Source organism: Methylocaldum sp. (assembly GCF_035627495.1).
In the GTDB taxonomy this organism is placed as follows: Bacteria; Pseudomonadota; Gammaproteobacteria; order Methylococcales; family Methylococcaceae; genus Methylocaldum.
Genome location: NZ_DASPLO010000058.1, coordinates 1 through 26,078, shown reverse-complemented (window position 1 = coordinate 26,078; position 26,078 = coordinate 1). Strand labels below are relative to the sequence as shown.

Here is a 26,078-nt window from a genome sequence, read left to right as displayed (position 1 = left end):
TCATTATGTGGACGTTCTTCCATAAACTTGCTTCACCCAAACATTTTTATCGTATTTCCGGCCATTTGATTTCATGGCTGGGGGCGGCGACTACGATACTATTATTAGCTGGCCTATATCTCGGCTTATTCGTCGCCCCACCTGATTATCAACAGGGAGAGAGCTATCGAATTATCTTCGTGCACGTACCCAGCGCGTGGATGTCTCTTTTTATTTACGTCTTCATGGCCATTCTTAGCGCGATTTACTTAATTTGGAATATCAAGTTGGCCGATGTGATGGCGAGCAGCTCAGCGGCTTTGGGGGCTTCCTTTACGTTTCTCGCATTGGCTACCGGATCTCTTTGGGGTAAACCGATGTGGGGCGCTTGGTGGGTATGGGATGCGAGACTTACGTCCGAGCTAATTTTGCTCTTCCTTTACCTGGGCTATATTGCCCTGGTCTCTGCAATCGAGGATAAGCGCTCAGCGGCTCGAGCGGGCGGCGTCTTAATTCTGGTCGGGGTGGTTAATATCCCAATCATCCATTACTCGGTGGAGTGGTGGAATACCCTTCACCAGGGGCCTACCGTTACTAAGTTCGACAAACCCTCCATTCATATTAGTATGTTGCTGCCGTTGCTTCTCATGGCTTCGGCCTTCCAGCTCTACTATTTCACGGTGCTTCTGATCCGTGCCCGTGCCGAAGTTCTCGATCGCGAAAGGCGCAGCGCTTGGGTGCAGGAATCATTTTCAAACCTAGTATCCCGTTAAGCGGCAGCCTCATCTCTCCTACCCAACGGGTAAGATTGATCCAGCTTACTGCTGGCTACTCCTCAAGCCAGCTTGTTTCTCCCCTCGCCAATAAAAAACCCCGGTTGAGTGAATCAACCGGGGTTTCGTAAACTGTTCGCGACTTTGAAAGCTGCGAAGTTATTTCATCATCGATTTTCTGAACATGCGATCCAATTTGCTGTTCACTTCTTCTGAAGCGGCAGCGGCTCTGCGAGCAGCGGATTCAGCGCTGGCGGCTTTCGATTCAGCAGCCTGAGCAGCGGACAAAGCTTCGTCCGAGGTGCTCTTAACGGAGGAAACTTCCGCTTTCAAACCGTCAACCTGAGTTTGCAGGTTGTTGAGATCGGATTTGCTGGCGCAGCCCACCGTCAAACCAGCAGACAAGAGTAGTATGCCCAATTTGGTTGCTTTCATCATTGTTTCTTTCCTTTTTTATTGACTGAGATAGTTGGCAAAATCATCCATCCCGAGGAACGAATGCATGACATTTTTAGTGTGCCGTGGAATGGACGATCTTTCCAGTATTATTTTGGCACAAATTACCGAATTATCACTAGGGTGCCTTTTTTCACCCAAGATCTGAGCCTATCGATTTGCTCGTTGGTCATCGCAATGCATCCTTGAGTCCAGTCAAAATTTTGATGAACGGCGGGATTGGCGCGTCCCAAGCCATGAATTCCGATTTGTCCGCCGAGCGCTGTATTTTGAGGGGGTACGGCTGCGCCGATAGTGGTGCGTAAAATGGTGCGATAGGTATCCTGTCCAATTAAGCCCGTTTCATAGGCGCGCTCCGCGTTCTCACGATTGGGGTAAGTAAAGCCGAAAAACCTGTGGTAACGGCTGTTCTCATTGATCCAGCCGATGCGATATTCACCTAGCGGGGTTTTGTCATCTCCCCGTTCTTTAAATAGGCCAACGCCTCGGCGTCCTATTGCAATTCCTTCGAATACCTCCAAATCGTGATCGCCTTCCATTACCTTCAAGACGTGCGGTATGGTTTCGACCAACAGCCAAATACTTTCGTCCTTCTCGCTTGCTCCCGTATTTAGCGAGAGGAGCACTGGGAGTAAGCTGAGAACAGAGCGAAATTTCACGTGTTGTCTCCTAGATTTTTGTATCGTTAAAGCCGAGCACCAAAAATTTTTCTCGGTAGGTAAAGGGACTTAGTAAAATAAATAAACGATTTCAGCCATCTTGAAAATACTAGCCATGCAAATCGAAAATCGAAAGACGACGCCGTATACCGATCAAAAGCCGGGAACCTCAGGACTACGCAAGAAAGTGAAGGTCTTTTTGCAGGAGAACTATTTAGAAAATTTTGTTCAGTCGGTTTTCGATACCTTGGGTGATGCGGCTGGAAAAACGCTCGTTTTGGGTGGCGACGGCCGCTATTTCAATCGCCAGGCTATCCAGACCATTGTCAAAATGTCTGCAGCTAACGGCGTGGGACGGCTGTTGATAGGGCAGAGCGGGTTGTTGTCGACGCCGGCGGCATCTTGCGTGATCCGCAAGTACAAAGCGCACGGTGGATTCGTTCTTTCCGCCAGCCACAATCCCGGCGGACCGGATGAGGATTTCGGCATTAAATACAATGTAACCAATGGTGGGCCGGCGCCCGAAAGTTTTACCAATGCGGTTTATGCCCGCAGCCGAGTCATTGATCAGTACAAGATTGTCCGAGCAGGCGATGTTGACATCGATACGATCGGCGAGTCTCGGCTTGGGGATATGACCGTTCAAATCATAGATCCGGTGAGCGATTATGCCCAGTTGATGGAGCATTTGTTCGATTTTAATCTAATCGAATCGGCGCTGAAGTCCGGGGCGATCACGCTGAGCTACGATGCGATGCATGCTATTACGGGACCGTATGCGAAGCAGATTTTGGAGGAAAGGCTGGGCGCCGCGACCGGTTCCGTGATCAACGGGGTTCCCTTGGAGGATTTTGGCGGTGGCCATCCCGATCCCAATCTCACTCACGCCCGAGGGTTGGCCGATCTCATGTTCGGGGCTCGGCCTCCTACGCTGGGCGCGGCATCCGATGGCGACGGCGATCGCAACATGATCATGGGCAGCCAGTTCTTCGTCACGCCGAGCGACAGTCTCGCCGTATTAGCGGCCAATGCCCACCTTCTGCCGGGTTATAAGGACGGGTTGCGGGGTGTAGCGCGTTCGATGCCGACCAGCCAAGCGGTCGATCGCGTGGCGCGTGCGATGGGCATCGATTGTTTTGAAACGCCAACCGGCTGGAAGTTTTTCGGCAATTTACTCGATGCCCGCAAGATCACGCTGTGCGGAGAGGAAAGTTTCGGCACCGGCTCTGACCACGTCCGCGAAAAAGATGGCTTGTGGGCGGTTTTGTTCTGGCTCAACCTGATCTCCGTTCGCAAACAGTCGGTGGCCGAAATCGTACGCGAGCACTGGCGGCGGTTCGGTCGCGATTACTATTCGCGGCACGACTACGAAGGCATGCCCGTGGAAGTGGGCGACGGCATCATGTCTCAGCTCCGCGCGCAGTTGCCGGGACTCGTCGGCAAGACTTTCGGGCCTTATCAGGTCGTCTTGGCAGACGATTTCAGCTATCAGGACCCGGTGGACGGAAGCATCAGCGAAAAACAGGGGATTCGGATTATCTTTGAAAATGGATCGCGGATTGTATTTAGACTTTCGGGTACGGGCACGGACGGGGCAACGTTGAGAATTTATCTCGAACGTTATGAGCGCGATCCGGTGGAGCATAACCAAGATCCGCAAGCGGCACTGAAGGACTTGATCGAGTTGGCCGAGAGTCTCTCCGAGGTGAAGGCGCGAACCGGTATGTCCGAGCCTACGGTGATCACGTGAGCCGCGAGTTCTGGTGTCTTCAAGGCCGCCGAGTTACTGGCGGCCGTTTTAATTGATTGCGTTATCTTGCTTTTCCTGAAAAGCGCGAGCCAGGCGAGCATACGCCTCTAGCCCGAGCGTTTCTGCCCGTGCCTGAGGATCTATCCCAAGACTCTGAATTTCTCCATCGTCAAACAAGTGTTTGAGAGCGTTTCGAAGCGTCTTGCGGCGTTGCGAAAAGGCCGCGGCAACAACGTGTCCCAAAAGCTCGGGACCGACATCCACCGGTTTGGCTTCGTGCGGTATCAGGCGGACGACCGCGGACATGACTTGGGGTTGTGGATAGAAGCTTTCGGGAGGAACCTCGAAGAGGCTATCCGCGCGACAATAGTATTGCGCCATGACGCCGAGCCGCCCATAGCTCTTATCCCCGGGAGCGGCACACAGCCGATCGACCACCTCTTTCTGCAGCATGAAATGCATATCCGCGATGCATCCCGCCTGCGCGAAAAGATGGAACAGCAGAGGAGTAGAGATGTTGTAAGGGAGATTGCCGACGACCCGGAGTTTCTCCCCCGCACTTAGCGCGCAGAACTGGAATTTGAGGGCATCCGCGCGATGTAGGCGAAGCTTGGTATCGCCCGAAAATTTCCTTTCCAGCGAAGCGGCCAAATCCCGGTCGATTTCGATGGCCTCCAATTTTCCGCAGAGGGGTAATAACGCTTCGGTCAAGACACCTTGGCCGGGGCCAATTTCCACAAGGTGATCGTCGGGCCTGGGAGCTATTCCGAGAACGATTTGCCGCACGACCGTGCCGTCGCGCAGAAAATTCTGGCCGAACCGCTTGCGGGGCTGGTGGTTCATGAAATCTCGGTTGTTCCGTTATTGCGAGGCATCCTGCCTGCCATGGCAAGAGCCTCATCGATGGCGGCTTCCAGGCTTCCCGCGTCGGCTTTTCCGGTGCCGGCCAAATCCAAGGCCGTACCGTGATCGACCGATGTACGGATGACGGGCAATCCCAGAGTGATGTTTACCGCGCGGCCGAAGCCCGCAAATTTCAGCACTGGCAGCCCCTGGTCGTGGTACATGGCAAGTACGGCGTCGGCGTGCTGTAGGTATTTCGGAAGAAAGAGGGTATCCGCCGGCAATGGACCTACTAAGTTCATTCCTTTTTTTCTAAGGGTTTCAAGGGTGGGTTCGATGATCTCGATTTCCTCGCGTCCCAAGTGACCGCCTTCACCGGCATGGGGATTAAGACCGCAGACGAGAATGCGCGGCTCAGTAATGCCGAACCGGGCGATCAAGTCCCGGTTAAGTATCGTAAGTACTGTCGATAGCCGTTCGCGCGTGATGCTGCGGCTTACGTCGGCCAGAGGCAGATGTGTCGTAGCTAAGGCGACGCGAAGACCCGGCGCGGCGAGCATCATCACAGGATGGCCTCCGGTAATGGCCGCGATGAACTCGGTATGTCCGGTGAAGGCTACACCGGCCTCATTGATGATTCCCTTATGCACGGGCGCGGTGATCAAGGCGTCGAAATGCCCCTCCATGCAAGCCGCGACCCCGCTCGATATCGTTTCGAGAACATAAGGCGCATTGGCAACGTTCAATTGTCCGCAAGCGGGGGCGGCGGCGTTGACTGTAGGCCAGACTTTAAGCGACCCCGGTTGATGCGCTTGGGTGTCATCGGTTCCGGAGGTTTGGATTTTAAGACTAAGGCCCAGTTGCTCCGCCCGTTGTGTCAGCAACAAGGGATCACCGATAACGGTGAGATCGCAGGCAAGCTCCCGCTGAGCGATCTGCACGCACAAATCCGGGCCAATGCCGGCGGGTTCCCCCGTGGTTAATAGTAACCGCGGACAAATCCGCCGGAAGTGGGTTTGAACGGCCGGAGGCCGACCCGTAGTTACAATCATTGGAATGAAGGCATAAAAGAGGTGCTTTCCGTTTCGTTCAAGCGAATTTCAACATAGGCTTCGTCGCGGATCCGGCGCAGCCATAGTTCCGTTTCCTCTTCCGCTTTACGCTTGAAAATTTCCTCTCGGGCTTTGTTCTTCAATAACTCGTCGGTATCGCTGGACTCTTGCCGTTCCAGCACCTGGATGAGATGCCAGCCGAATTGGGTCTGCACCGGATTGCTGAGCTGGTTAACTTCCAGCCGGCTCATGGCTTCCTCGAAGGGTGGAACCAAGGCTCCCGGTTGTACGAAACCGAGATCGCCGCCTTTGATCGCCGAGCCTTTGTCGTCGGAGTGACCTCGCGCCAGCGCGGCAAAATCTTCGCCGCCTTCGATGCGTTGTCTCAGGTTCAACAGCTTTTGCTTGGCTTCGTCGTCGGACAGAACCTCGTTGGGCTTGATCAGGATGTGGCGCACATGGGTCTTGGTCATGCGTTCCTCGCCGCCGCCTTTGACGCCGAGCAGCTTGATGATATGGAATCCGCTCGGACTGCGGATCGGCCCTTCAATGCTGCCTTCCTGCATCGAGGGCACCAAATCGGCGAAAAGGGACGGAACCTGGCTCAATTTGCGCCAGCCGAGATCGCCGCCGCTCAGGGCTTGCGCCGAATCGGAAGAGCTCAGGGCTGCCTGCTTGAAATCCAGTCCCTTTCTGAGCTCATCGATCAACCGTTCAGCCCTTTCCTTGGCCTTTTGTACCTCGGACGGCGAGGCGGCTTGAGGTGTTGCAATCAGAATGTGGCCCAGCAGATATTCGCTGTCGCGGTTTACATCCGATTTTCCATGAGTCTCCAGATAGTTTTGCACTTCGTGATCGCTGACTTTGATCTGGCTGTTAATCTGGCCGCTTCTCAGGCGTCCGACGGTGATCTCGTTCCGGATCTGCTCGACGAATGCGGCATAATCGATCCCCTCCTGCCGCAGAGAGCGGCGAAACTCCTCCAGGCTCATATTGTTGCGCTGAGCGATCTGCTGAACCGCCTGCCTGAGAGTTTCGTCATCGATTCGGATGCCTGCTTTCTCGGCCAGTTGCACTTGGATTTTGTCGACGATCAGGCGTTCCAGAACTTGGCGCGCCAAAATTTCGTCCGGCGGAAGCTGTGTGTTGTTCTGTCGTAGGCTGCTTTTGATGGATTCGACTTTCTGTCGCAGTTCGCTTTCGAGGATCACACCGTCTTCGACAACGGCTACGATGCGATCAAGGGGATCGTCCGCGAGTGCCAGCCATGGTAGCAGGAATAACGACAGCAAAATGAATCTGCCGAATGGGGCCCTTCTCAAAAGGAAAAACGAGATCTTTGACATGGTCGGTTGCATTCGATTAATCGTCTTCAAGCCGGAAGCCGCTGATGCTGCGCTCCAGAAACCGGTCCACCTGTTGACCAAAACGGGTCAAGCCTTTCAATTCGAGCTGAAAGAATACTTCGTTATTGGCGGTATTGCCGGCATCGGTTCCAGTCCGTACGTCGTTGATGTAATGCCGCCCTATGAGACTGAAACGCCAGCAACAGGTTTCGCGCTCGATTCCTAAGAAGCTTTCTAGCGTCACCTGATCCAGCAGCGAATATTGCCAGCGGCCGATGGCATTCCACCCTTTCGCAAACGGTATCCGGAGGGATACATCGGTCAGATCCAGGCGGACGAAGTCAAAGTTTTGATCACGGCGAAACCGATAGGCGACGTTGAACAGATGATTGTCTCGGTCGTCGTACTGCAGGGCTACTTGGCCGCGATCGATCGTGCCTCCCTCCGGGCTCCACTGTCCACCAGTGCGAAGCGACCAGGTATCGGTCAATCTGGAATAGACTTCGGCTACTAGATTGGATTTGTCTCCAGTCCTTTCGGGGATATTGGGCAACGTCACATCGCGATCGTCGAAGTAGAAAATTTCTCCGATACTTGCTCGGAGACGCTCCATTCCCGAAGCCTGGTCGATCAGTCTGGAGGTGAGCGCCAGTGTGACCTGATTGGCATCCCCTAAGCGATCGGCTCCGGTAAACCGGTTCTCGCGAAATAATTGATAAAAGCTGAAGTCGTATTCGCCGGTATCGAACACGGGAAGATCTTCTTGGTTCTTGTCCGGAATGTAGAGGTAGAAGAGCCTCGGTTCCAAAGTCTGGAGCAGCGGCGTTTCGGCCAGCTCAAACTCGCGCTCGAAAAACAGTCCGCTGTCCAGGGAGAAGATTGGCGCGGTTCGACTCGGGCTGTCACTGATGCCGGGAGCTTGATCCTGCAGCCAATACTGAGTGTGCTGCAAACTCAAGCTCGGAACGATGAAACCGGCGGCTTTTTGCCACGGGTATGAAATCCGCGGTATTACATTGAGCCGTTGGCCGGCGACTAGGCCGCCAGTGTGATTGAAATTGGCAATCTCGCTAAGGCCGGTGAAGACTAAGCCGGTATTCCACAGACCATGCCCGTAGTTGAAAGTGACTTGTGGTAGGCGGTAATAAGGTCTCGCCTCCGGAGGAATCGTCGGGTCGATCGTCTGATAATAATCGGCCAGTGTCGAAACGCTATAGTTCGAACCGCTGTAATTCAGCTGACCGTAGCTGCGGATATGCCGCCGGTCAACGATACGCAGCTGGTTGCCCAGGTCGTTCAGATAACGGTCGTCGGACACATAATTGGCGTCCACATGGGCGAACAAGTTTTCGGTGAACCGGGTATCGTTCAATAAACCGACCTGGCCTCGACTATCGCCGCGCACATCGTCGTGGGGCATGTACTCGGCCAGTACGCGGCCCCGGGTCATTTCGGTCAGATAGCGGAATTCGCCACGCAGGAGCAGACCGCGCTTGGTGAGGAGTCGTGGTGTGAAGGTCGCATCATAATTGGGCGCCAAATTGAAGTAATACGGCACCGTGAAATCGAAGCCTCCCACCTTGCTGCTGCCGAAGGAGGGCGTCAGGAATCCGGTTAGCCGACGGTCGTCGACCGGGAAAGTCATGTAAGGCGAGTAAAGGAAGGGTACGCCTTTGAATTCGAGCCAAGTGTGTTTCGCCGATCCACGCCCGGTTTCTTTATTGATCTTCACATTGCGGGCGTGGAGCATCCAATCCTGATCGCCGGGCGGACAGGTGGTGTAGGTGAATTTCTCGTAGCGCGACAAGGTGCTGCTGTCGAAATGGGTCAAACGTGAGGTGCCCCGCGCCGGGACCGTTTCCAAGATGAATTGCGAGTTGCGAAGGATGCCGCGACTCGTATCAAGCTCCAGAAAGCCGGTATCGCTGGAGAAGGTCAGCCCCTTCTCCTGGTAGACCACGTTGCCCCGTGCGTTCAGGGTTTCCGAAACGGTATTGTGGGTGACGAAATCCCCCCACAATTTTTGATCCGCCCGTGTCAGTTCGGCGGAACCGGTGAAGGTTGCGATTTCATCATCCACCATCTCGGCATAGTCGGACCGAATTTCCAGCGGTTGCTGTTCACGCGCGAGCTTATCCTGCGGGGCCAGCAGAAACTCGGTCATGGGGGCCGATTCAGATTTGCCTGCGCAGGCCTGCGCCCAGGGATCGGCTGGAAGCAAGGCGGTCAAGTTACGGAAGCGCTGTTCGTCTTCCTCGGTAATCGTGGTCGTTTCCGCCCAATTTTCGACTTTTTGACTTTCGTCGGCGACCACATGCGGCAGACCTTTAGGGTCCGGTCCGACCAAGGAGCAGTCCCAATCCTTGCCGGTTTCTTCGGGACGGCAGTTCCAGCCGGATGGTTTGGCCGCTGCGACAGATTTGGGCGGCAATGGCTGTACGGGTTGGTCCATCCGTTTCAGCTCGGGTTTGGCAACCAGCGCGGGTTCTCGCGTAGCTGGCGGACGGATCGGTTCTTCTTTCGGTTCGGTTTCCGGCTCGGGCTTGGCTATGGAAGGCGTCGAAACAGGTCCCATCTCCTTTGTTGGTCCGGCCGTTTCAGGCTCAGGCTCGGCTGGCGTTGCGGTAGCGGTTTCAGGCTTAGGTTTTTGGGTAACGCAGACCCATTCCTTGTCGTCCTTGCTGCGTTGGCAATTCCAGTCGGACGCGGCCGCCAGCAGATAAGAAGGGCCCAGCCCAAGGCACAGGATTAATGCCCATCGGCCATGATTGAGTTGAATCAGAAACGCCATGCTGCGGCAGAGGTATTTAAATCCGAGAAGAAAGTCGCGAATGGGCTGCCACGCGGTTAAGCTTGCAAACTAGGTAGCAAAAGGCGCGATATGCTCGGAATCGCGGAAGGCATTATCTTGAGGCTGTTCTTTATGGTGAAATATCCGATCGAACCGCCGCATTCTACCGTAAGATCCCCATTATTTGAGTATTTTTCGACACAGGGACCGTCAATATGACGATACAGCAAGATGATCGCCTCGAGGCGCTTTCCGGGTGGCTGCGAGAAACCCTCAGGCTTGCGGTAGAGGCTGTCGAGCCCGCCTCAAGCGATGCCAGTTTCCGGCGTTATTTTCGCGTCTATCTTGATGGAATTTCGTGCATCGTAATGGATGCGCCGCCAGCCAAGGAAAACGTGCGCCCCTTCATCGGGGTAGCCGCGCTCCTGCGGGATGCTGGAGTTCAAGCGCCTGAGATTCTCGCGGCCGACGAGGAGCAAGGTTTTTTGTTGCTCAGCGATTTTGGAACCAGATCGTATCTCGACTGTTTGAATGCCATATCCGTCGACCGTCTTTATGGGGACGCTCTGGACGCTCTGACGCGCTTGCAGTGCGGCGTGGATATCGAGACCGCCGGGTTGCCCGTCTATGACGAACGCCTGCTCGGTGTTGAGCTGGATTTGTTCCGCGATTGGTTTCTCGACCAGTTTTTGGGATTAGTCCCGGAGGCCGCGGAATCCGTCGTCTTTGACGACGTAAAGCGGCTTCTGATTGCATCCGCGCTGGAGCAGCCCAAAGTCTGCGTTCACCGGGACTATCACTCCCGCAATCTCATGGTCACCGAGCGCCTCAATCCGGGGGTTCTGGATTTTCAGGATGCGGTCATCGGACCCGTAACCTACGATCTGGCTTCGCTGCTGCGCGACTGTTATGTTTCCTGGCCACTCCCCATGGTGGAAGTCTGGATGGCTGGCTATTACACGCGCCTTTGCGAAGCCGGTCTCGTCGGTTCGGTTAGCCCCGACACATTCCGGCGATGGTTCGATCTCATGGGGATGCAGCGCCATCTTAAAGCCATTGGCATTTTTTCCAGGCTGAAGCTGCGGGACGGCAAGTTCGGTTATCTCAAGGATATACCGCGTACCATGAGCTATGTGACCGAGGTGTGCGGGCGCTATCCGGAACTGGCCGGCTTCCTACGCTTTTTGGAAAAACGGGTTCTGCCACAAATAATTTCGGATAGGCTGGTATGAAAGCAATGATTTTGGCGGCTGGGCGCGGCGAGCGCATGCGGCCCCTAACCGACGGTACTCCGAAGCCGCTGTTGGCGGCAGGTGGTCGCCCGCTGATCGAGCACACGATCGAATCCTTGGTCAATGGCGGGTTTGTCGATATCGTCGTCAATATCGCCCATCTCGGAGAGCGGATCGAAGCCTATTTGGGAGACGGTGCTCGATTCGGAGCGAAGATTGCGTTTTCCAGCGAAGGCGAAGCGCTCGAAACCGGCGGCGGTATTCACCGGGCATTGCCGCTATTGGGCCAGCAAGCTTTCTTGGTGGTTAATGGCGATATCGCTACCGATTATCCCTTCGGGCGATTGCGGGATCAGCCCTCCGGTTTGGCGCATCTGGTGCTGGTGCCCAATCCGTCCCATCATCCGCGGGGGGATTTCGCTCTACGTGATGGGGCTGTCTTGGATTCCGGTGACAGTCGCTTTACCTTCAGCGGCATCGGTGTCTATCGTCCGGAATTGTTCGCGGGCTGCTCGCCCGGCAAGTTTCCCTTGGCTCCTTTGTTGAGGAGGGCAATGGCGGATGGGCTCGTAAGCGGAGAAGTCTATCCGGGGTTTTGGATGGACATCGGTACCATTGATCGGCTCCGAGCATTCGATGAACGCTTGAGGTCTAACCTGGGAAAATCGGCCGGCTCTTGAGAATGCATCAACTGATCTAGACGTGGAGGTTTGACATGCAGGGCAAAATGTTCCCTGAATCGAATGCAAGAGATCTCAGTAAAGAGAAAAGGCTCACCCAGATTATTTATGCCTTGCAGGCCGCTTCCTTTCTGGTGGGAGTCACCTACATCATCGGGGTGGTTATCAATTACGTGAAGTGGCCGGATGTGGCGGGTACCTGGCTGGAACCCCATTTCCGTTGGCAAATCAGCACTTTTTGGTACAGCATCCTGTGGGGAATCGTGGGCGGGCTGACTTTGTTTCTATTCGTGGGCTATGTGATCCTTACCGCCAACACGATCTGGATTGTTTACCGTATCGCCGTTGGGTGGATAGCACTCAGCGAAAATCGGCCGGTAAGTTGAGTAAAGGCTAAAGCGTCTGAAGCGAGCCGCTGTGAAAGACCAGTTGCCCCAGGAACTCTTCCCCTTGCTCCAGGCACTCGATCCGGGTGATTCCGGCGGTGGCAACCTTGATTCGGAACAGGTTCGATAAGGGAATGTCCAGGATCTGGGCGAGTACCATGCGAATGGTGCCGGCGTGACAGATGATGAGAATATGCTTTCCGGCGTGGCGGTTTAGGGTGTCGTTCCAAGCGGCGACGATGCGGCTCCTGAACTCTGCGAGCCCCTCGGCATCGTCCGGGCGATTATTCATGGGGTCGCGATAAAAGCGCTGAATCACGCCGGGATCGTACTGAGTGATTTCCTCCCGCGTCTTCCCTTGCCATACACCGAAACCGATTTCCTTCAGTCGCGGTTCGATCTCGAACGGAATTCCGCTTTGCTCGCTCATTTCCTCGGCGAAGGCTTGGCAGCGGGTGAGGGGAGAGGTGACGATAACCTCCCATGGGCGATGTTGGCCCACGGCGGTCCGCATCTGTGACCAGCCTTTGTCGCTTAAGGGATCGTCCATCTGTCCGCGGTAGCGGCTTCCACCCACGGGTTCGCCGTGGCGCATCAGGTCGATGAGAGTTGTGACGCGCTCGTCGGTAATCAAGTTTTAGCTACCTCCTCAAGGCGTTGCCGAGCCTGCCTTACGGCCTTCCTGACCTGCTCCGGAGCGGTTCCGCCGAAGTGGTTGCGCGCCCTGACGGAGCCCTCCAAAGTCAGGATTTCGAAAACATCGGACTCGATAGTAACAGACAATTGCTGCAATTCCGTCAGTGATAACTCGGAAAGATCGCGCCCGGTTTCAATGCCCAGGCGTACGGCCTTGCCGACGATCTCGTGAGCGTCTCGGAATGGAACCCCTTTGCGAACCAGGTAATCCGCCAAATCCGTGGCCGTTGCGTAGCCTTTCTGCGCCGATTTATACATGCCATCCCGATTCGGTTGAACGTGGGGCATCATATCGGCAAAGGCCCGCAGGCAGTTTTTCAAGGTATCCACCGTATCGAACAACGGCTCCTTGTCCTCTTGATTGTCCTTGTTGTAAGCCAAGGGTTGGCTTTTCATTAATGTCAGCAGACCCATGAGGTGGCCGAAGACGCGTCCCGATTTGCCGCGCACGAGTTCCGGAACGTCCGGATTTTTCTTTTGCGGCATGATGGACGAGCCGGTGCAAAAAGCGTCCGGCAGATTTATGAAGCCGAACTGGGCCGATGTCCATAGAATCAGTTCTTCGGAGAATCGCGACAAATGCATCATGATGAGGCTGGCGCAGGCGGCGAATTCGATGGCGAAATCGCGATCGCTAACCGCATCCAAGGAATTGGGCGCCGGCCTGTCGAAACCGAGCAGTTCGGCGGTATAAAACCGATCCAGCGGAAAGGTGGTGCCGGCCAAAGCCGCCGCTCCCAAGGGCATGACGTTGACGCGCTTCCGACAGTCGCACAGGCGCTCGTAGTCCCTTGCCAGCATTTCGTGCCACGCCAGCAAGTGATGACCGAAAGTTACCGGTTGAGCCACTTGGAGATGAGTAAAGCCCGGCATGATGGTGTCCGCCTCGCGCTCCGCCAGATCGAGCAGGGCGTTCTGAAGTCGCAGGACTTCTCCGGTGATCCGGTCGATTTCGTGCCGCAGATATAGTCTGACGTCCGTGGCCACTTGGTCGTTTCGGGAGCGGCCGGTGTGCAGCTTTTTCCCTGCTTCGCCGATGCGGTCGGTGAGACGGGCTTCGATGTTCATGTGCACGTCTTCGAGTTTCACGGACCAGAGAAAGTCGCCACGCTCGATTTCTGCCTGGATATGTTGCAATCCCAGCGTGATGGTGTCGCAGTCCTTCTCGGTTAAAACGCCGATGCGTTTCAGCATTGAGGCATGGGCGATGGAGCCCTGAATATCGTGAAGGGCCAGACGTTTGTCGAATTCAACGGACGCGGTAAATGTCTCGACGAAGGCATCGGTAGCCTCGGTGAAACGGCCTGCCCAGGGTTTTGGTTCGCTGCTCATCGGAATTTTCTCGGAAGGGCTTTTGTTTCAGCCATTATAACCCGAGCGTCCCCGCTTCGATGATTTTCAGGCGATGACGGCGCAAGTCGCGAGGATTCCGGTGGCGGAAAATAAGTCGCCTGAACTTGACATAAATCAAAAACCAGTCTACGCGGCCGTTATAAAGTTCGGCGGCCTGTTCGGCATACAGAACAACTATCCAATCTTCAGGAGAAATCTGATGGCCCTTTTAGTGTGGACTAAAGAAGCATTTGGCACCAATGTCAGCGAAGCCGACCACCAACATCAGGAGATTTTTTCCATGTTGAACGGTCTGCACGACACGCTCGCGTCCGGCAACCGGCAAGCGGTCGGGCGTCAGCTGGATGCATTGATCGATTACGTAGCCATGCATTTCAAGACCGAAGAGGATCTGATGCAGGCTCATGGATATCCGGATTTCGCGGCGCACAAGGCCAAGCACGACGAGTTGGTGCAGACCTGCCTTGATGTTCAGAAGAAATTTCATGCCGGAGCGCTTGAAATTACCCCGGAAACCACCGGGTTTGTCAAAGACTGGCTCGTTAACCACATCCCCAATATCGACAAATATTACGGTCCGTTTTTCAACGACAAGGGCGTTGCCTGACACCTCCGGGCGAAAGGCGGCGTGTTTCCGCCTTTCGCAACGGGCGATCTCAATTATTTAAGATCGTCGGAGCCGATGCCGGCGATCTTCGTCTTTAGTGATTTATTCGCTTCTGAGCCTGTAGTAGCATTTTGGGGGGAAAATAACGAACTCGGACCTTGTAGATGACCCAACCCTCCGGCCTTCCGGCGTGGCAGTTGCTCAACCGACATCACCGTGAAATCAGCGATCTCCACATGCGGGATTTGTTCGCTGAGGATTCACGGCGTTTCGAGCGGTTCTCGCTGCGCCTTGACGATCTTTTGCTTGATTACTCAAAAAATCGAATCACGGACGAAACCGTGACACTGTTGCTCGATCTGGCCCGGCAAGCCGGATTGAAAGAGAAAATCGCCGCCATGTTCCGGGGTGACAAGATTAATGTCACCGAAAACCGCGCCGTATTGCATGTTGCTTTGCGCAACCGCTCCAACCGGCCCATTCTCGTCGATGGCAAGGATGTCATGCCTGACGTCTACCGAGTTTTGGAGCAAATGCGGCGGTTCAGCGAGTTGGTGCGTTCCGGCGAGTGGAAGGGCTGCACCGGCAAAACCATCACCGATGTGGTCAACATCGGTATCGGCGGCTCCGACTTGGGGCCAAAAATGGTGGTAAAGGCGCTTTCGCCCTACATGCAACCTCGGCTGCGCGTTCGCTTCGTATCCAATGTGGACGAGGCGGATCTTTTGGAAAACCTGAGCGGCCTGAATCCCGAAACTACCTTGTTTTGCGTTTCTTCGAAGACCTTCACCACTCAGGAAACCATGACCAATGCCCGATCAGCGCGGGAATGGTTTTTGGCAAAGATCAATGACGAAGCAGCCATTGCGAAACATTTCGTGGCGGTTTCCACAAATGCCGAAAAAGTGGCTGAGTTCGGTATCGATACGGCAAATATGTTCGAATTCTGGGATTGGGTAGGCGGTCGGTACTCGCTATGGTCGGCCATCGGTTTGCCCATCGCATTGGCGGTCGGCATGGATGCGTTCGAGGCGCTATTGGCCGGCGCCCACAAAGTGGACGAACACTTCCGAACCCAACCCTTCGAGCGGAACATCCCGGTAATCTTGGGGTTGCTCGGCATCTGGTACGCCAATTTTTTCGGTGCCGAATCCTACGCAATATTGCCCTATGATCAGTACTTGGAGCATCTGCCCGCCCACCTGCAGCAGTGTGATATGGAAAGCAACGGCAAGGCGGTGGATATCGGAGGCAATCCGATCGACTACAGCACCGGACCGATTATCTTCGGCCAGCCGGGCACCAATGGACAGCATGCCTTTTACCAATTGATCCATCAAAGTGGAAAGCTGGTCCCCTGTGACTTCCTCGCAGCTGCCCAAAGTCATCATCGTCTCGGTCGTCACCACGAGATACTGATTTCGAATTTTCTCGCCCAGCCGGAGGCGCTGATGCGCGGCAAGACCTTCGATGAAGCGAAGGCCGAGCTCGAAGCCGGGGGCGTGACCGGTAGGCGGCTGACAGAACTGGCTGCTGCGAAGACTTTTCCCGGAAACAAACCATCCAATTCGATTCTTTATCGAAAATTGACCCCGGAAACTCTGGGTTCCCTGATCGCCTTGTACGAACACAAGATTTTCACCCAGGGCGCGATCTGGAATATCAATTCCTTCGATCAAATGGGCGTCGAATTGGGCAAGCGGCTGGCGAGAACCATCCTTGCGGAGCTGGCCGACGATAGCATGGTTTCCTCCCATGACGCTTCCACCAATGGCCTGATCAACTATTACAAACAGTTGCGCTAAGGTATAGCCGCCCGGTGGGCCGGGATAAAGCCGAGCCTCACCCCAAGTCCTTCTCTCCAAAAGAAAAAAAGATTCATTCGTTCTCTTTCTCTCTTTGGGAGAGAGGGGTAGGCGAGGGAGGAACGACCGTTTTCGGCGCATCCGAATCGGCTGTCCGGCCACAATCTTCCGGTGAGAGGGAAGGGCGTAACCGCGCTGGTTCCGATAAATTGACGTTTACTTTCAGGAACTATGCGCCAGTCGAATCTTATCGAATAGGAAAGGGAAAGAGACTGGGACGACCGACTGCGCAACCTGCAGAATAGGGAGCCTTTTTGCATCTTAAGGAGCGAGCGCTATGACCGACCTCAAAGACCCCGCCGCACGCAACCCTACGGTATTAGCGCCGGTCCACCCGGACATCGAAAGCTACATGACTGGTCTTGCGGGTTCGACGGACAAGCCGGTTCTTCTGGAAATGGAAGATTTGGCCCGCCAGCAAAATTTCCCTATCGTCGGTCGTTTAGTCGGATTGTTTCTGAAGATCCTCGCCAAAAGCATTGAGGCAAGGCGTGTATTCGAATTCGGCAGCGGCTATGGTTATTCGGCCTACTGGTTCGCGGAGGCGGTCGGATCGGAGGGGCAAGTGATCTGTAGCGACGGCGATCCCAACAACCTCACCAAAGCCGAACATTTTCTCCGCCAAGCCGGGCTCTGGGAGCGCATCGATTTTCGAACCGGTTTTGCTCAGACCGTCTTCCAGGCCACCGAAGGGGAATTCGATATTTGCTACAACGACGTGGACAAGGGCGATTATCCGGAAGTTTGGCGCCTGGCCCGGGAGCGCATACGGCCGGGTGGACTCTATATCGCGGACAACGTCTTATGGCACGGCCGCGTTACGGTCGAGAACCCGGTCGATATCGTTCCCGGCTGGACCGATGCCATCCGCAAACATAACCGCCTCATCTTCAATGACCCGGATTTTGACGCGTTCATCAATCCGACGCGGGATGGGGTTATTGTTGCACGTAGGAAAGCAATCTCTTGAATGGCTCCAAAAGCCTAGGGGCGTAGCACCGAGTCGGGCGTCAAGCGGATGAACACATCGCACCGTAGTTGGTGGTTGCGATAAAACCTTAGCTATCTCTGCTCAGTGAAGTATCAATGAATTTCGCCATGGAATTATGAGCGAAAATATGGCGGGCGGTGGCTTGCCGAAGTTACGGAGTTACCGAGCGTGCTTGTTTATGGCGCAAATGCCGAAGAGGCCATGGTTAAGATAGAGGCTGTCGCTTTGCACGCTAGATCGCCCAGAGCATGGAGAAAGTCGTCCCATGCCGATTCATTTGTCCCTGGTCGCTAGGGTGTGAACCAGTGGTCATCAGTTAAGGCCAAGCGCGTTTTTGGCGGCGCTTTTTCCCATTGGCTGGCAGATCAAGCGATAAGTCGGCTCACATAAGATTCTCGCTCGTTCAGGATGGCCGGGCTTCATTTTCGCTTTCCACTACGACGATGAAATCAGGCCGAAAATGCAGGTCCGTATTGCCAAGCGGAAGGGAATGGAGTCAGGGTTTTGACTTTGTCTTTTTGATGAAACAAACACGGATCCTGCGTTCCAGCTGGCACCCGGCGGGACTTTCAATAAGTAATTTACAAAAGTTTGACTCCATTGCGCACAAGCCGCTCTGCCCAGCGTGAAGTTTATCCGTTACATGGCTTTATCGTTACTGGGTGCGTACCTGTCAGGAATTTTTACACTCACGCGCAATCTGCGTCGCGAATTTCGATAAATGTGTATATATGTCTGATATAGCATGTCTTTTTTTTAGTGGCACAAAGTTCGCATATACAACGATGCGATTAGGCCAGGTCTTAATCAAAATCAGGTTTTTGGCGGAACAACACTTAATTTCTAATACTTCAGGAGCAAAATCATGAAGACTTATTTAAAGCATATTTTGGGTGCGGCTGCGCCCCTGCTGCTTGCGCTGAGTACGACGGCTTACGGTGGCACGGTTGATCTATTTACCGAGGGTGATCAGGCCGCAATTGACGGAACGAACGGAACTGCAGGTGTTTTAGCAGACGGTGCCTCGTCCAGTACGGGTACCGGCCTTTCCACCGTGCTGGGCGGGCAGCGTGATATTTGGGCTAACTGTCTCTCGGGTTGCGACGGCGTCACGGCGCTTTCTGCTGTCGCGGTGACCGGCGGGCAGTTTAAGTTCAGCAACGGTGCGGGGGTGACTGGCGAAGGTCTCGTCCAGTGGGATGGTTCGGATCTGTCTACCGCACTTGATGTCACTGGTTTGGGCGGGTTCGATTTAACTTTGGGCGGTTCCGTTAATTCATTCCTGTTAACTACGATCGAATCGGATCTCGGATGGTTCTTCCGCATCGAGGCTTACACGGATGCAGACCATTGGACCAAAATTACGCTGGCTGCTACCTGTGTGGATGCTTCCGGTCCGCTTGATCCGGGCTGCGTGCCTTCTCCGCATGTGTCTACCATTCCTTTTGCGGCCTTTATTAATAGCGGTCTTTGCGGGTTTACGGGAACGTCACCATATGTTGACGGTGTGGTAGCCATCGAATGCGCTGCCGGTAACCAAACAGCAGATCTTACAAACCTTGGTGCACTCCAGGTGGCGCTGAATACCAGTGATGCGGTTGCCGGCGGCTCAACGCCTAGAACTACAAACCTGGATCTGCGTTTGGATAGCGTCGAAACGATTCCTGAGCCCATGACGCTGGGGCTGCTCGGTATCGGCCTGTTTGCTGCGGGTCTCTCTCGCCGGACCGGCAAGGTTGTCGCAGCATAAATCCTGACCGATTTCCGCCTGGCGTTATCGGCCAGGCTGTGATGATAAGCGGTTCCGTCATTGTGGCGGAGCCGCTTTTTTTTGCCTTTACGATCTACGGCCGTACGGGTTTTTTCGCTTTCGGCGTGGCTAGGCATTCGAAAAAAGACGGCATTCTCAACAACGGAAATTCTTTTCTCATTTGCCGCATACTAAAGGCCACACTCGGAATGTGCTTCAGCGGGATGAAGCATCATCCGAATACGAAAAAACCTTATGCTGAACTCGGGGAACGCGTCATGGATGCCTGGCCGCGAATCTCTGCTCGATGATGGCTGTTTGAGCCCGAATTGCTCCGATCGCGCAAAAAATGCCCTACAATCATGTGGCGAATCGGATTGGGATTGAACTAATTTCGGTCATTTTTCCCAATAGGTCTTTAGCCTCTAGGTCATTTGTAAACCGAACATTGGAGATGCTTCATGACTCTTATTTCTCTCGGACGAAGATTGAAAATCCCGACCCTCTCGATTTTGCTGCTGTTGTCCGCCTGCGGCGATACCACTCCGGCGCAGCACCTGAAGCAGGCTGAAGAGGCGCTTGCAAAAGGAGATGTACGGTTGGCGGTTATTGAGCTTAAGACCGTCCTTCAGTCCGAACCGAACAACATGCAAGCCCGGCTGTTGCTGGGGCATGCCTATGTAGAGGCTGGAGATTGGGCAAGCGGCGAAAAAGAATTGCTGCGTGCCGGAGAAATGGGTGCCGGTGAAGTTGACTTGCAGCCTTGGCTGGCGAAGACCTTGCTCGAACAGGGGCGGCTTGGCGAGGTCCAAGTGCGAGAAATTCCCGAAGGCGCGTCGAATCAGCTCCGAGGCAATCTGCTCGCGATCAAAGCCGAGGCATGGCTGCGCAGCGGAGAAAATTCCGAGTCTGAAAAGCTTGCGCGTGAAGCCTTGGATGCGGTACCTAATCTCGCCCCTGCGCTGCTGACGATGGCTCGTTTGCACGGGAGGCAGGGACAAATTCCCGAGATGCGGGAATGGATTGCCAAAGCGCTCGCCGCCGACCCGAAGTTTGGAGCGGCCTGGGAGCTTCTCGGCTATATCGAAACGAGGGAGAGCCACTTTGAAGCCGCCGAGGAGGCCTATTCGAAAGCGGCACAGGACCCGATCCTGCGTGCCTCGGCTCTCGTAGCCCGCGCCATGGCGCGTATTCAATTAAAAAAATACGATGAGGCTGCGGCGGATATCGACCAAGCCGGCAAACGGCTTAAGGATTCTGCGGGCCTTCATTTCGCCAGGGGATTGCTGAATTTCGAACAGAAACGCCTCGCCGAGGCACAGGAAGCGTTCGATGCGGCTCTGGCCGTGGATTCTTCCCATTTCCCGTCTTTGCTTTACGGCGGCGCGACCCACGGCCTACTGGGGCATAAAGCCCAGGCGGAAGATTATCTAAGAAAATATTTGAGCCATGATCCGAGCAATGTAAAGGCTCAATCGCTATTGGTGCACTTGGAGGTACAGAATAGTGATCCGGCCAACGCGGAAAAGCTTGCCCGCGAGGCGCTTAAACAAGCGCCAAACGATGTTCAGGTGATGAACTTGCTGTCGGACGCTCTGAAGGCACAAGGCAAGAAAGGCGAAAGTATCGAGTACCTGAAACAGGTTGTCACCGCGCAGCCGGAATCGGTCGAGGCACATACGCGTCTGGCCGGGGGGCTCATTCAGGAGGACAACCTTCAGGGTGCAATGGGCGAGTTGAAAAAGGCGTTGGAGATTGATCCGGAGTTCGAGGGCGCCGTACGTGGCGTCGTGACCGTGCACCTACACAAAGGTGAGCTCAAGCAGGCGCTGGACGTCGCGATCGACTATCTCAAGCGGCATCCTGATTCAGCGGGAGCGAACGCGCTAGTGGGCTTGGTGCATCTGGTCGGACGGGAGACCGATAAGGCGTCTGCCGCTCTGAGGCGTGCGATCGAATTGGACCCGGCTAATGTGCCGGCTACCAATGCGCTGGCGGCAATCGCCGTTCAGGAGAAGGACTTCGAAAAGGCGAGGCGATATTTTCAGCAAGCGCTGAAACACCATCCGAATGATATCGGCGTGCTAACGAATTTGGCTAAACTGGAAGCGACCCAAGGGAACACCGAAGCCATGGCTTCGACTCTGGAGGACGCGGTCAAACGCGATCCGAAGGCGCTACTGCCGCGACTTTATCTCGGACGCCACTACCTCAAAGCTAAGAATGCCAAGAAAACAATCGAACTCTTATCGGAGGTTCGGTCGACGTATCCAGAAAGCAAAGAGCTTTTGGGTATGTTGGCCGAGGCCGAGCTAGCGGCCGGCCGTTGGTCCGATGCGTTGTCGAGCCTGAAGAGCCTTGAGAGTCTGGGGCATAAAAAACCCGAGGTGCATTTTCTTATGGCGCAGGCCTATGATCGCCTTGGTGACCGAAAAATGGCGCGTGACGCTTTGGAAAAGACCGAAGCAGAGGATCCTTCATTCATCCCCGCGCGTATCGCTTTGGTTCGTATGGCTGTTCAAGAGAAGCGCACCAAAGACGCCGAGACACGCGTAAAGGAACTAAAAAAACGTTTTGGCGAAGGTGTTCCGGAGATCATTCTGGTGGAAGCGGAATTGGCCGAATTAGCGGGGAACTATTCTCAAGCGGCTTCGGCGTACCGGCGGTTGTTTGAGCTTGCACCGCCCAACAAGACCAGCATAAATCTTCTGCGGCTGACACGCGCGCTCTGGCAGGCTGGGGAAAAGGAGGGGGCACTTCAGGAACTGGAGCAGTGGGTTGAACTGCATCCCGATGACACATTGCCTCAAGCCGAGTTAGCGCAGCTTTACATGAAGTTGCAACGCCCTCAGGATGCGGTGGCCAAATTGAAGGTGCTGGCGGAAAAATCACCCCATAATGCGCTGGTGTTCAACAATATTGCTTATCTTCTGCGAGAGATCGATCCCGTGGAAGCGTTGAGGCACGCGGAGAAAGCCCAGTCCTTGGCACCCGAGTCCGCGGAGGTGTTAGACACTCTCGCCATGACCTTGTTAAGTAACAAGGAAGGCAAACGAGCTATGGCGAATATCGATCGAGCTTTGGCTCAGCAGCCAGAGAATATCTCCTTTCTCTTTCATCGCGCTCAAATACTAAATGCTGATGGACAGCCTCAAGAGGCAGCGAAAATCCTGGATAAGATTCTGCAAAAGGGAGGCAAATTTGCCGAACGTTCTGATGCCGAGGCTATGCGCAAACGCCTGGCGTCGAGTCTTTAGCTGAATCGGTATTTACAGGTTGGAGTATCTGTCAAACCCTATGGTTGTATCGGGAAGGATGGCGGAACTCTAAGTTTTTGGGTATCCGTGCGTGCTTCTCTTATGGCAACGTTTAGTTTTAGATTGGAAAAACGGCGTTGCTTTTATCACCGTAACGGCAACTAAGATTACTTTATAGCAGGGACGCTTGGGTAGGATGCTCTTAGGAGAGCGTCGCGCATCACCGAGTGTGTGCCGGTGCGTAAACCGGAATTTTAGTAAGGTATTGCCTCGGCAGCTAAGTCAGAATCACGTCATGGCCGCCGCATAAGTGATCTTTGGATGTCTGAAATAGCCCTTGTACGGTGGAATAGCGTACTCGCGTATTTCGCCGCATCGGGGTGCAACCACCGGTCCACCACCGCCTTCGGGTCTTGCTCATACACTTTCCGCAGCGGCTTTTGCGACGTAACGTGAATCCCCACCGCTGCAAATACAGCCCCATCGTCCGGATCGGCAGCGATCGCCCCGTGGTCCTGCTCGATCAAGACTTGAACGGCTTGCCAGGTCCATGGTGCAAACAGCAAGCCCAATGCCTTCGGCATTTCCGTCTGAATCCGCCGCTGCAGCCCGATTTCCTGCGCAAAGCTCAAATGCCGTTTCTCACCCACTTTGCGCCTGCGCCTCCCATCGGTACACCGTGTTTGGATGCACTTCCAAAATCGCGGCAATGGCTTTGGCGATGTAGCCTTGAACGCGTATCCGTATCTCTCGCGTTCCAAACCGCCGTCAGGGCTTTATCACTCCGTAACTTGGCTTTACGTCGCTTCATTCCAAAACAGACCTGTAAATCCTACTTTTAGTTATCGGATAAATAATGAGGGGGGCATTACATTTGCCGATCAATGTTTTTGAGCTTTTTAGCGGGAATCCCTCCCCACAGCTCGTACTCCGGAATTTTTGTGTTCAGCGTTACTACCGAGCCGGCTGCGATCGTCGAACCCTCGCCTAATTCAACGCCGGACATTATTACTGCGTTGACTCCTACGGTGGCTCCATCTCCTATCTTGACCTCACCCAGGATCAGCTTGCCGCTGGTTATCGTGTGTGCGGTGATTACGGAATCCTGCCCGATAATAGCTTCGTTGCCGATCGAAATGAGCTGGGGATCAACCAATCGGCCACCCAGCGCGATATCCTTGCCGACCTTTGCTCCGAACCACATCGCAATCAGAGGCTTCGCAAAAACCACGGAAAAAGGCAGCCAGGTTCCCCGGCCGAATTCGCACACCACGGTGAATAGTTTCCAGTAAGTGAAGATCGGGTCATCCATTGAATAGCAACCGGGCTGGAATGGTTTGATTCGCAGCATTAATCGAGCCGTCAAGCCGGAGAAAAAGCCGTAGGCCAGAAGAAACAGGAAGAAATCCGCAAGAACGTTATAGGGTGCCAGCCCCTGAGTCAGAGGAGCGAAAAGCTTAGCAACGGAGAAAAGGCTAACGCCAAAGATTACGGTGAGGATGAGTCCAGATAAGAAGAAATCGATCGGTCGTGTTTTCACGCTAATTACCCCTGTTGACATGACACGCTACGCGGCAAACTTTCGGGGCTTACGCATTTAGCTCTTACTCTCTCGCGATAAGGTTGGGACGAGGGAATTTAGAAGGGCGGCTGCTTATTTAACTCCCCTAACCTTAGTCCTCTCCCAGTGGGAGAGGACACAATAAGCGTGTTTGCGTAAGTCCTGACTTAGAACGCCGCCATAAAAATCTCGGAAAATTATCTCAGCAGCTTATCCGCCAAAGCGGTAAATCTTGCAGATGCGTTGTATTCCCGGTGTGCCTGACCGAGTTTCTCCGCGGCTTTTCTGCACGATGGATTTGTCAGCATTCCGTTGACCGCTCCTAAAATCGTAGTACGGGATGCCATTCCCGCACGCAGTAAACGTCCCGCTCCGCTTTGTTGAACCGCTTGCATGTTGAGGTATTGGTCGAGATTCGTGCATATGCCCAGTACCGGGACGCCTGCGTTCAATGCCTGGTTCGTCGTCGGGCTTCCGCCGTTACAGATCACCAAGTCGGCAAGTGCGGCCGCTTCGTCGCCGGGCAAGTAATCGCTGCAAAAGACATTGGGCGGTGGATTTTCGAGCTGGAACCGGCCCGCCGTGGCTACAAGCAGCGTTACGGGTAGACTTGAAATCGCATTAACGATTTCAGAAAGCCGACCGGTCTTTCCGGAGCTTCCAAGCGTCAAGTAAATGATCGGTTTGCTTTTATCCAGCCGCTCCCACCAATCCGGTTTCGAAGCTTGAGGTGACCACAGGATGGGGCCAAGGTAATGGTGGTTGGACGGTAGCTCTGTTGTTTCGATTAACCCCGGCATATCTGCGTAGAGAATGTGATCCGCTTCCGTGTACGTCCTTCGGAGATCCAATCCGAGGGATGCTAAGCCAAACTCCTTTCGGACCCGATTAAGCGGCAACGTATGCGAGGCGAATATCAGCGGTCGCACAAGATCGAAAAGTTGTTGAGCAAGCGATAAACCGACCAGACGCACCATGACGTGCTCTGGTATAGGGTATGTCTGGACTGCGTACGGGCTCCAGTAAATATTGGTTATGTTGGCATAAGGGATGTTTGCCAGGCGGACGCTTACAGCCAGTGAAAGACGAAAATCGCCGACGATAAGATCGGGATTGACGCGCTCGATGATTTTCAGATCCTCTTTGACGTATTGCCGTAGTGTAGGTGTATCGTAAACCGGCTCACCTTTAGCCAAGGCATCGAGAAAGCGGGAAGGAGGAATCGACCGTATGGGTACTTTGGCGAGCTTGGAATCTGAAAAAAGTGCATCGAAATGGCTGTCGCAGGCGAAACGAACATCATAATTCCCGGCATCCAAAGCGCTGGCGAGAGTATAGGGGCGGGCGACATGGGCAAGTGTGACAGCCTCGGCAATAAAGAGGATGCGTTTTTTGGACTTGAGTTTATGCTGAGCACTTATCAGAGCACTCGAATTGTCAAAATGTTTTACAGCTTTTTCCATTGATGCGATCGAGTCACTGGATTTATGGCGTATTGAGGGTCTTCACCCGATATCGAAATCCATTTTTTACTCCTTGCAACAAAAAGTCGGCTAGTCATTGCTTTCGGCTTCCGATTGCTATCGGGCGTGTTGCTTGAGAGCTTGAGTCGCGGCTGCGAAAATCTAAATCGATAACCAGAATTTAACCTTTAGTCGAGAACAGTATTGCAGATAATCCATGGATCGCAGTGCTGTTTACGTACCGGTAGATCGCTTCATGAATCGGCACTAATCCAGAAGCGCAACTAAACTTCAAATACATTTTTCATTCTGATTGGCCATGGCTTTGATCTCGCGTGCCGAATCGTACTATCGTGACAGAATGGTTTACGGGGGAAGCCGGTTTGGAAGGGATACAAGGTGGGGTTAATGCCGTTACGTTGGTCAGTGGGGCGGGACGATAGCCGGGAGTTATGCTCGAAAGTTGTGGATGAGGGGCTGAGGTAGGCGGCGTATTCTGGATGGTCTTCGAGGTCATCCATTCCTGTTGAGAGGAGCGAATACGCCATGAGTGAAGATAAGGTCATTCGGTTGAAGAGTCCAGGGACA

General features: G+C 54.2%; 22 protein-coding genes. 10 read left to right on the top strand and 12 right to left on the bottom strand.

Going from position 1 to position 26,078, the window contains the following annotated elements; translation table 11 throughout:
- Positions 1–5: 5 nt before the first annotated feature.
- Positions 6–752, top strand: coding sequence for a heme ABC transporter permease (locus VEB01_RS04740; RefSeq protein WP_324873269.1), 747 nt, complete (start codon positions 6–8; stop codon positions 750–752).
- Between the two features lie 159 nt (positions 753–911).
- On the opposite strand, the gene VEB01_RS04735 is transcribed toward VEB01_RS04740, so the two are convergent.
- On the bottom strand, positions 912–1,190 hold the full coding sequence (locus VEB01_RS04735) for an Lpp/OprI family alanine-zipper lipoprotein (RefSeq protein ID WP_324873267.1): 279 nt from the start codon (positions 1,188–1,190) through the stop codon (positions 912–914).
- Positions 1,191–1,312: 122 nt separating this feature from the next.
- On the bottom strand, positions 1,313–1,867 hold the full coding sequence (locus VEB01_RS04730; protein ID WP_324873265.1) for a L,D-transpeptidase family protein: 555 nt from the start codon (positions 1,865–1,867) through the stop codon (positions 1,313–1,315).
- A 115-nt stretch (positions 1,868–1,982) separates the two neighbouring features.
- Between VEB01_RS04730 and VEB01_RS04725 the strand changes: the two genes are divergently transcribed.
- On the top strand, positions 1,983–3,617 hold the full coding sequence (locus tag VEB01_RS04725; protein WP_324873263.1) for an alpha-D-glucose phosphate-specific phosphoglucomutase: 1,635 nt from the start codon (positions 1,983–1,985) through the stop codon (positions 3,615–3,617).
- A 48-nt stretch (positions 3,618–3,665) separates the two neighbouring features.
- On the opposite strand, the gene rsmA is transcribed toward VEB01_RS04725, so the two are convergent.
- The 4 genes from rsmA to VEB01_RS04705 are packed head-to-tail and all read right to left on the bottom strand — an operon-like array spanning position 3,666 to position 9,649.
- The gene (gene rsmA / locus VEB01_RS04720; protein ID WP_324873261.1) at positions 3,666–4,460 is read right to left on the bottom strand and encodes a 16S rRNA (adenine(1518)-N(6)/adenine(1519)-N(6))-dimethyltransferase RsmA; all 795 of its coding nucleotides are present in this window, start codon (positions 4,458–4,460) and stop codon (positions 3,666–3,668) included.
- The gene (pdxA, locus tag VEB01_RS04715; RefSeq protein ID WP_324873259.1) at positions 4,457–5,512 is read right to left on the bottom strand and encodes a 4-hydroxythreonine-4-phosphate dehydrogenase PdxA; all 1,056 of its coding nucleotides are present in this window, start codon (positions 5,510–5,512) and stop codon (positions 4,457–4,459) included. Before pdxA ends, rsmA begins: the two co-directional genes overlap by 4 nt.
- Positions 5,509–6,858, bottom strand: a complete 1,350-nt coding sequence (locus VEB01_RS04710) for a peptidylprolyl isomerase (protein WP_324873257.1) — start codon at positions 6,856–6,858, stop codon at positions 5,509–5,511. The genes pdxA and VEB01_RS04710 overlap by 4 nt, the downstream gene beginning before the upstream one ends.
- Before the next feature lie 16 nt (positions 6,859–6,874).
- The gene (locus VEB01_RS04705; RefSeq protein WP_324873255.1) at positions 6,875–9,649 is read right to left on the bottom strand and encodes an LPS-assembly protein LptD; all 2,775 of its coding nucleotides are present in this window, start codon (positions 9,647–9,649) and stop codon (positions 6,875–6,877) included.
- 215 nt (positions 9,650–9,864) lie between these two features.
- Between VEB01_RS04705 and VEB01_RS04700 the strand changes: the two genes are divergently transcribed.
- From VEB01_RS04700 to VEB01_RS04690, 3 genes are read left to right on the top strand one after another with little or no spacing between them, the layout of a single operon-like run.
- Positions 9,865–10,881, top strand: a complete 1,017-nt coding sequence (locus tag VEB01_RS04700) for an aminoglycoside phosphotransferase family protein (RefSeq protein WP_324873253.1) — start codon at positions 9,865–9,867, stop codon at positions 10,879–10,881.
- Complete coding sequence (murU, locus tag VEB01_RS04695) at positions 10,878–11,561, top strand: N-acetylmuramate alpha-1-phosphate uridylyltransferase MurU (RefSeq protein WP_324873251.1); 684 nt, start codon at positions 10,878–10,880, stop codon at positions 11,559–11,561. Before VEB01_RS04700 ends, murU begins: the two co-directional genes overlap by 4 nt.
- Positions 11,562–11,596: 35 nt before the next feature.
- Positions 11,597–11,947 (top strand): DUF4870 family protein, encoded by a 351-nt coding sequence (locus VEB01_RS04690; RefSeq protein WP_324873249.1) that lies wholly within the window; start codon positions 11,597–11,599, stop codon positions 11,945–11,947.
- 7 nt (positions 11,948–11,954) lie between these two features.
- On the opposite strand, the gene VEB01_RS04685 is transcribed toward VEB01_RS04690, so the two are convergent.
- Positions 11,955–12,581, bottom strand: coding sequence for a histidine phosphatase family protein (locus VEB01_RS04685; protein WP_324873248.1), 627 nt, complete (start codon positions 12,579–12,581; stop codon positions 11,955–11,957).
- A complete protein-coding gene (argH, locus tag VEB01_RS04680; protein ID WP_324873247.1) occupies positions 12,578–13,975 on the bottom strand; it encodes an argininosuccinate lyase in 1,398 nt (465 codons plus the stop codon). Before argH ends, VEB01_RS04685 begins: the two co-directional genes overlap by 4 nt.
- Positions 13,976–14,195: 220 nt before the next feature.
- Between argH and VEB01_RS04675 the strand changes: the two genes are divergently transcribed.
- From VEB01_RS04675 to prsT, 5 genes are all read left to right on the top strand, one after another.
- On the top strand, positions 14,196–14,603 hold the full coding sequence (locus tag VEB01_RS04675) for a bacteriohemerythrin (RefSeq protein WP_324873311.1): 408 nt from the start codon (positions 14,196–14,198) through the stop codon (positions 14,601–14,603).
- A gap of 164 nt (positions 14,604–14,767) precedes the next feature.
- Positions 14,768–16,408: a glucose-6-phosphate isomerase gene (gene pgi, locus VEB01_RS04670; RefSeq protein ID WP_324873245.1), complete on the top strand. Its 1,641-nt coding sequence runs from the start codon at positions 14,768–14,770 to the stop codon at positions 16,406–16,408.
- A 337-nt stretch (positions 16,409–16,745) separates the two neighbouring features.
- A complete protein-coding gene (locus VEB01_RS04665) occupies positions 16,746–17,438 on the top strand; it encodes an O-methyltransferase (RefSeq protein ID WP_324873243.1) in 693 nt (230 codons plus the stop codon).
- Positions 17,439–18,324: 886 nt separating this feature from the next.
- Entirely contained in the window at positions 18,325–19,209 is an 885-nt protein-coding gene (locus tag VEB01_RS04660) for a PEP-CTERM sorting domain-containing protein (protein ID WP_324873242.1), read from the top strand.
- Positions 19,210–19,670: 461 nt separating this feature from the next.
- A complete protein-coding gene (prsT, locus tag VEB01_RS04655) occupies positions 19,671–22,466 on the top strand; it encodes an XrtA/PEP-CTERM system TPR-repeat protein PrsT (protein WP_324873240.1) in 2,796 nt (931 codons plus the stop codon).
- Between the two features lie 293 nt (positions 22,467–22,759).
- Here the strand turns inward: prsT and VEB01_RS04650 are convergent, their stop codons facing one another.
- The 4 genes from VEB01_RS04650 to VEB01_RS04640 form a co-directional block, all read right to left on the bottom strand.
- Entirely contained in the window at positions 22,760–23,116 is a 357-nt protein-coding gene (locus VEB01_RS04650) for a hypothetical protein (RefSeq protein ID WP_324873239.1), read from the bottom strand.
- On the bottom strand, positions 23,109–23,207 hold the full coding sequence (locus VEB01_RS23035) for a terminase gpP N-terminus-related DNA-binding protein (RefSeq protein ID WP_414675411.1): 99 nt from the start codon (positions 23,205–23,207) through the stop codon (positions 23,109–23,111). Before VEB01_RS23035 ends, VEB01_RS04650 begins: the two co-directional genes overlap by 8 nt.
- Positions 23,208–23,334: 127 nt before the next feature.
- Positions 23,335–24,006, bottom strand: coding sequence for an acyltransferase (locus VEB01_RS04645; protein WP_324873237.1), 672 nt, complete (start codon positions 24,004–24,006; stop codon positions 23,335–23,337).
- Positions 24,007–24,224: 218 nt separating this feature from the next.
- Entirely contained in the window at positions 24,225–25,490 is a 1,266-nt protein-coding gene (locus tag VEB01_RS04640) for a glycosyltransferase (RefSeq protein ID WP_324873235.1), read from the bottom strand.
- Positions 25,491–26,078: the final 588 nt, after the last annotated feature.

Coding starts and splice junctions, on each gene's coding strand:
- VEB01_RS04700 (WP_324873253.1), top strand. CDS start 9,865: ATGACGATACAGCAAGATGATCGCCTCGAGGCGCTTTCCGGGTGGCTG.
- VEB01_RS04740 (WP_324873269.1), top strand. CDS start 6: ATGTGGACGTTCTTCCATAAACTTGCTTCACCCAAACATTTTTATCGT.
- VEB01_RS04665 (WP_324873243.1), top strand. CDS start 16,746: ATGACCGACCTCAAAGACCCCGCCGCACGCAACCCTACGGTATTAGCG.
- pdxA (WP_324873259.1), bottom strand. CDS start 5,512: ATGATTGTAACTACGGGTCGGCCTCCGGCCGTTCAAACCCACTTCCGG.
- VEB01_RS04710 (WP_324873257.1), bottom strand. CDS start 6,858: ATGTCAAAGATCTCGTTTTTCCTTTTGAGAAGGGCCCCATTCGGCAGA.
- murU (WP_324873251.1), top strand. CDS start 10,878: ATGAAAGCAATGATTTTGGCGGCTGGGCGCGGCGAGCGCATGCGGCCC.
- pgi (WP_324873245.1), top strand. CDS start 14,768: ATGACCCAACCCTCCGGCCTTCCGGCGTGGCAGTTGCTCAACCGACAT.
- prsT (WP_324873240.1), top strand. CDS start 19,671: ATGACTCTTATTTCTCTCGGACGAAGATTGAAAATCCCGACCCTCTCG.
- VEB01_RS04675 (WP_324873311.1), top strand. CDS start 14,196: ATGGCCCTTTTAGTGTGGACTAAAGAAGCATTTGGCACCAATGTCAGC.
- VEB01_RS04690 (WP_324873249.1), top strand. CDS start 11,597: ATGCAGGGCAAAATGTTCCCTGAATCGAATGCAAGAGATCTCAGTAAA.
- VEB01_RS04705 (WP_324873255.1), bottom strand. CDS start 9,649: ATGGCGTTTCTGATTCAACTCAATCATGGCCGATGGGCATTAATCCTG.
- VEB01_RS04640 (WP_324873235.1), bottom strand. CDS start 25,490: ATGGAAAAAGCTGTAAAACATTTTGACAATTCGAGTGCTCTGATAAGT.
- VEB01_RS04660 (WP_324873242.1), top strand. CDS start 18,325: ATGAAGACTTATTTAAAGCATATTTTGGGTGCGGCTGCGCCCCTGCTG.
- VEB01_RS04725 (WP_324873263.1), top strand. CDS start 1,983: ATGCAAATCGAAAATCGAAAGACGACGCCGTATACCGATCAAAAGCCG.
- rsmA (WP_324873261.1), bottom strand. CDS start 4,460: ATGAACCACCAGCCCCGCAAGCGGTTCGGCCAGAATTTTCTGCGCGAC.
- VEB01_RS04735 (WP_324873267.1), bottom strand. CDS start 1,190: ATGATGAAAGCAACCAAATTGGGCATACTACTCTTGTCTGCTGGTTTG.
- argH (WP_324873247.1), bottom strand. CDS start 13,975: ATGAGCAGCGAACCAAAACCCTGGGCAGGCCGTTTCACCGAGGCTACC.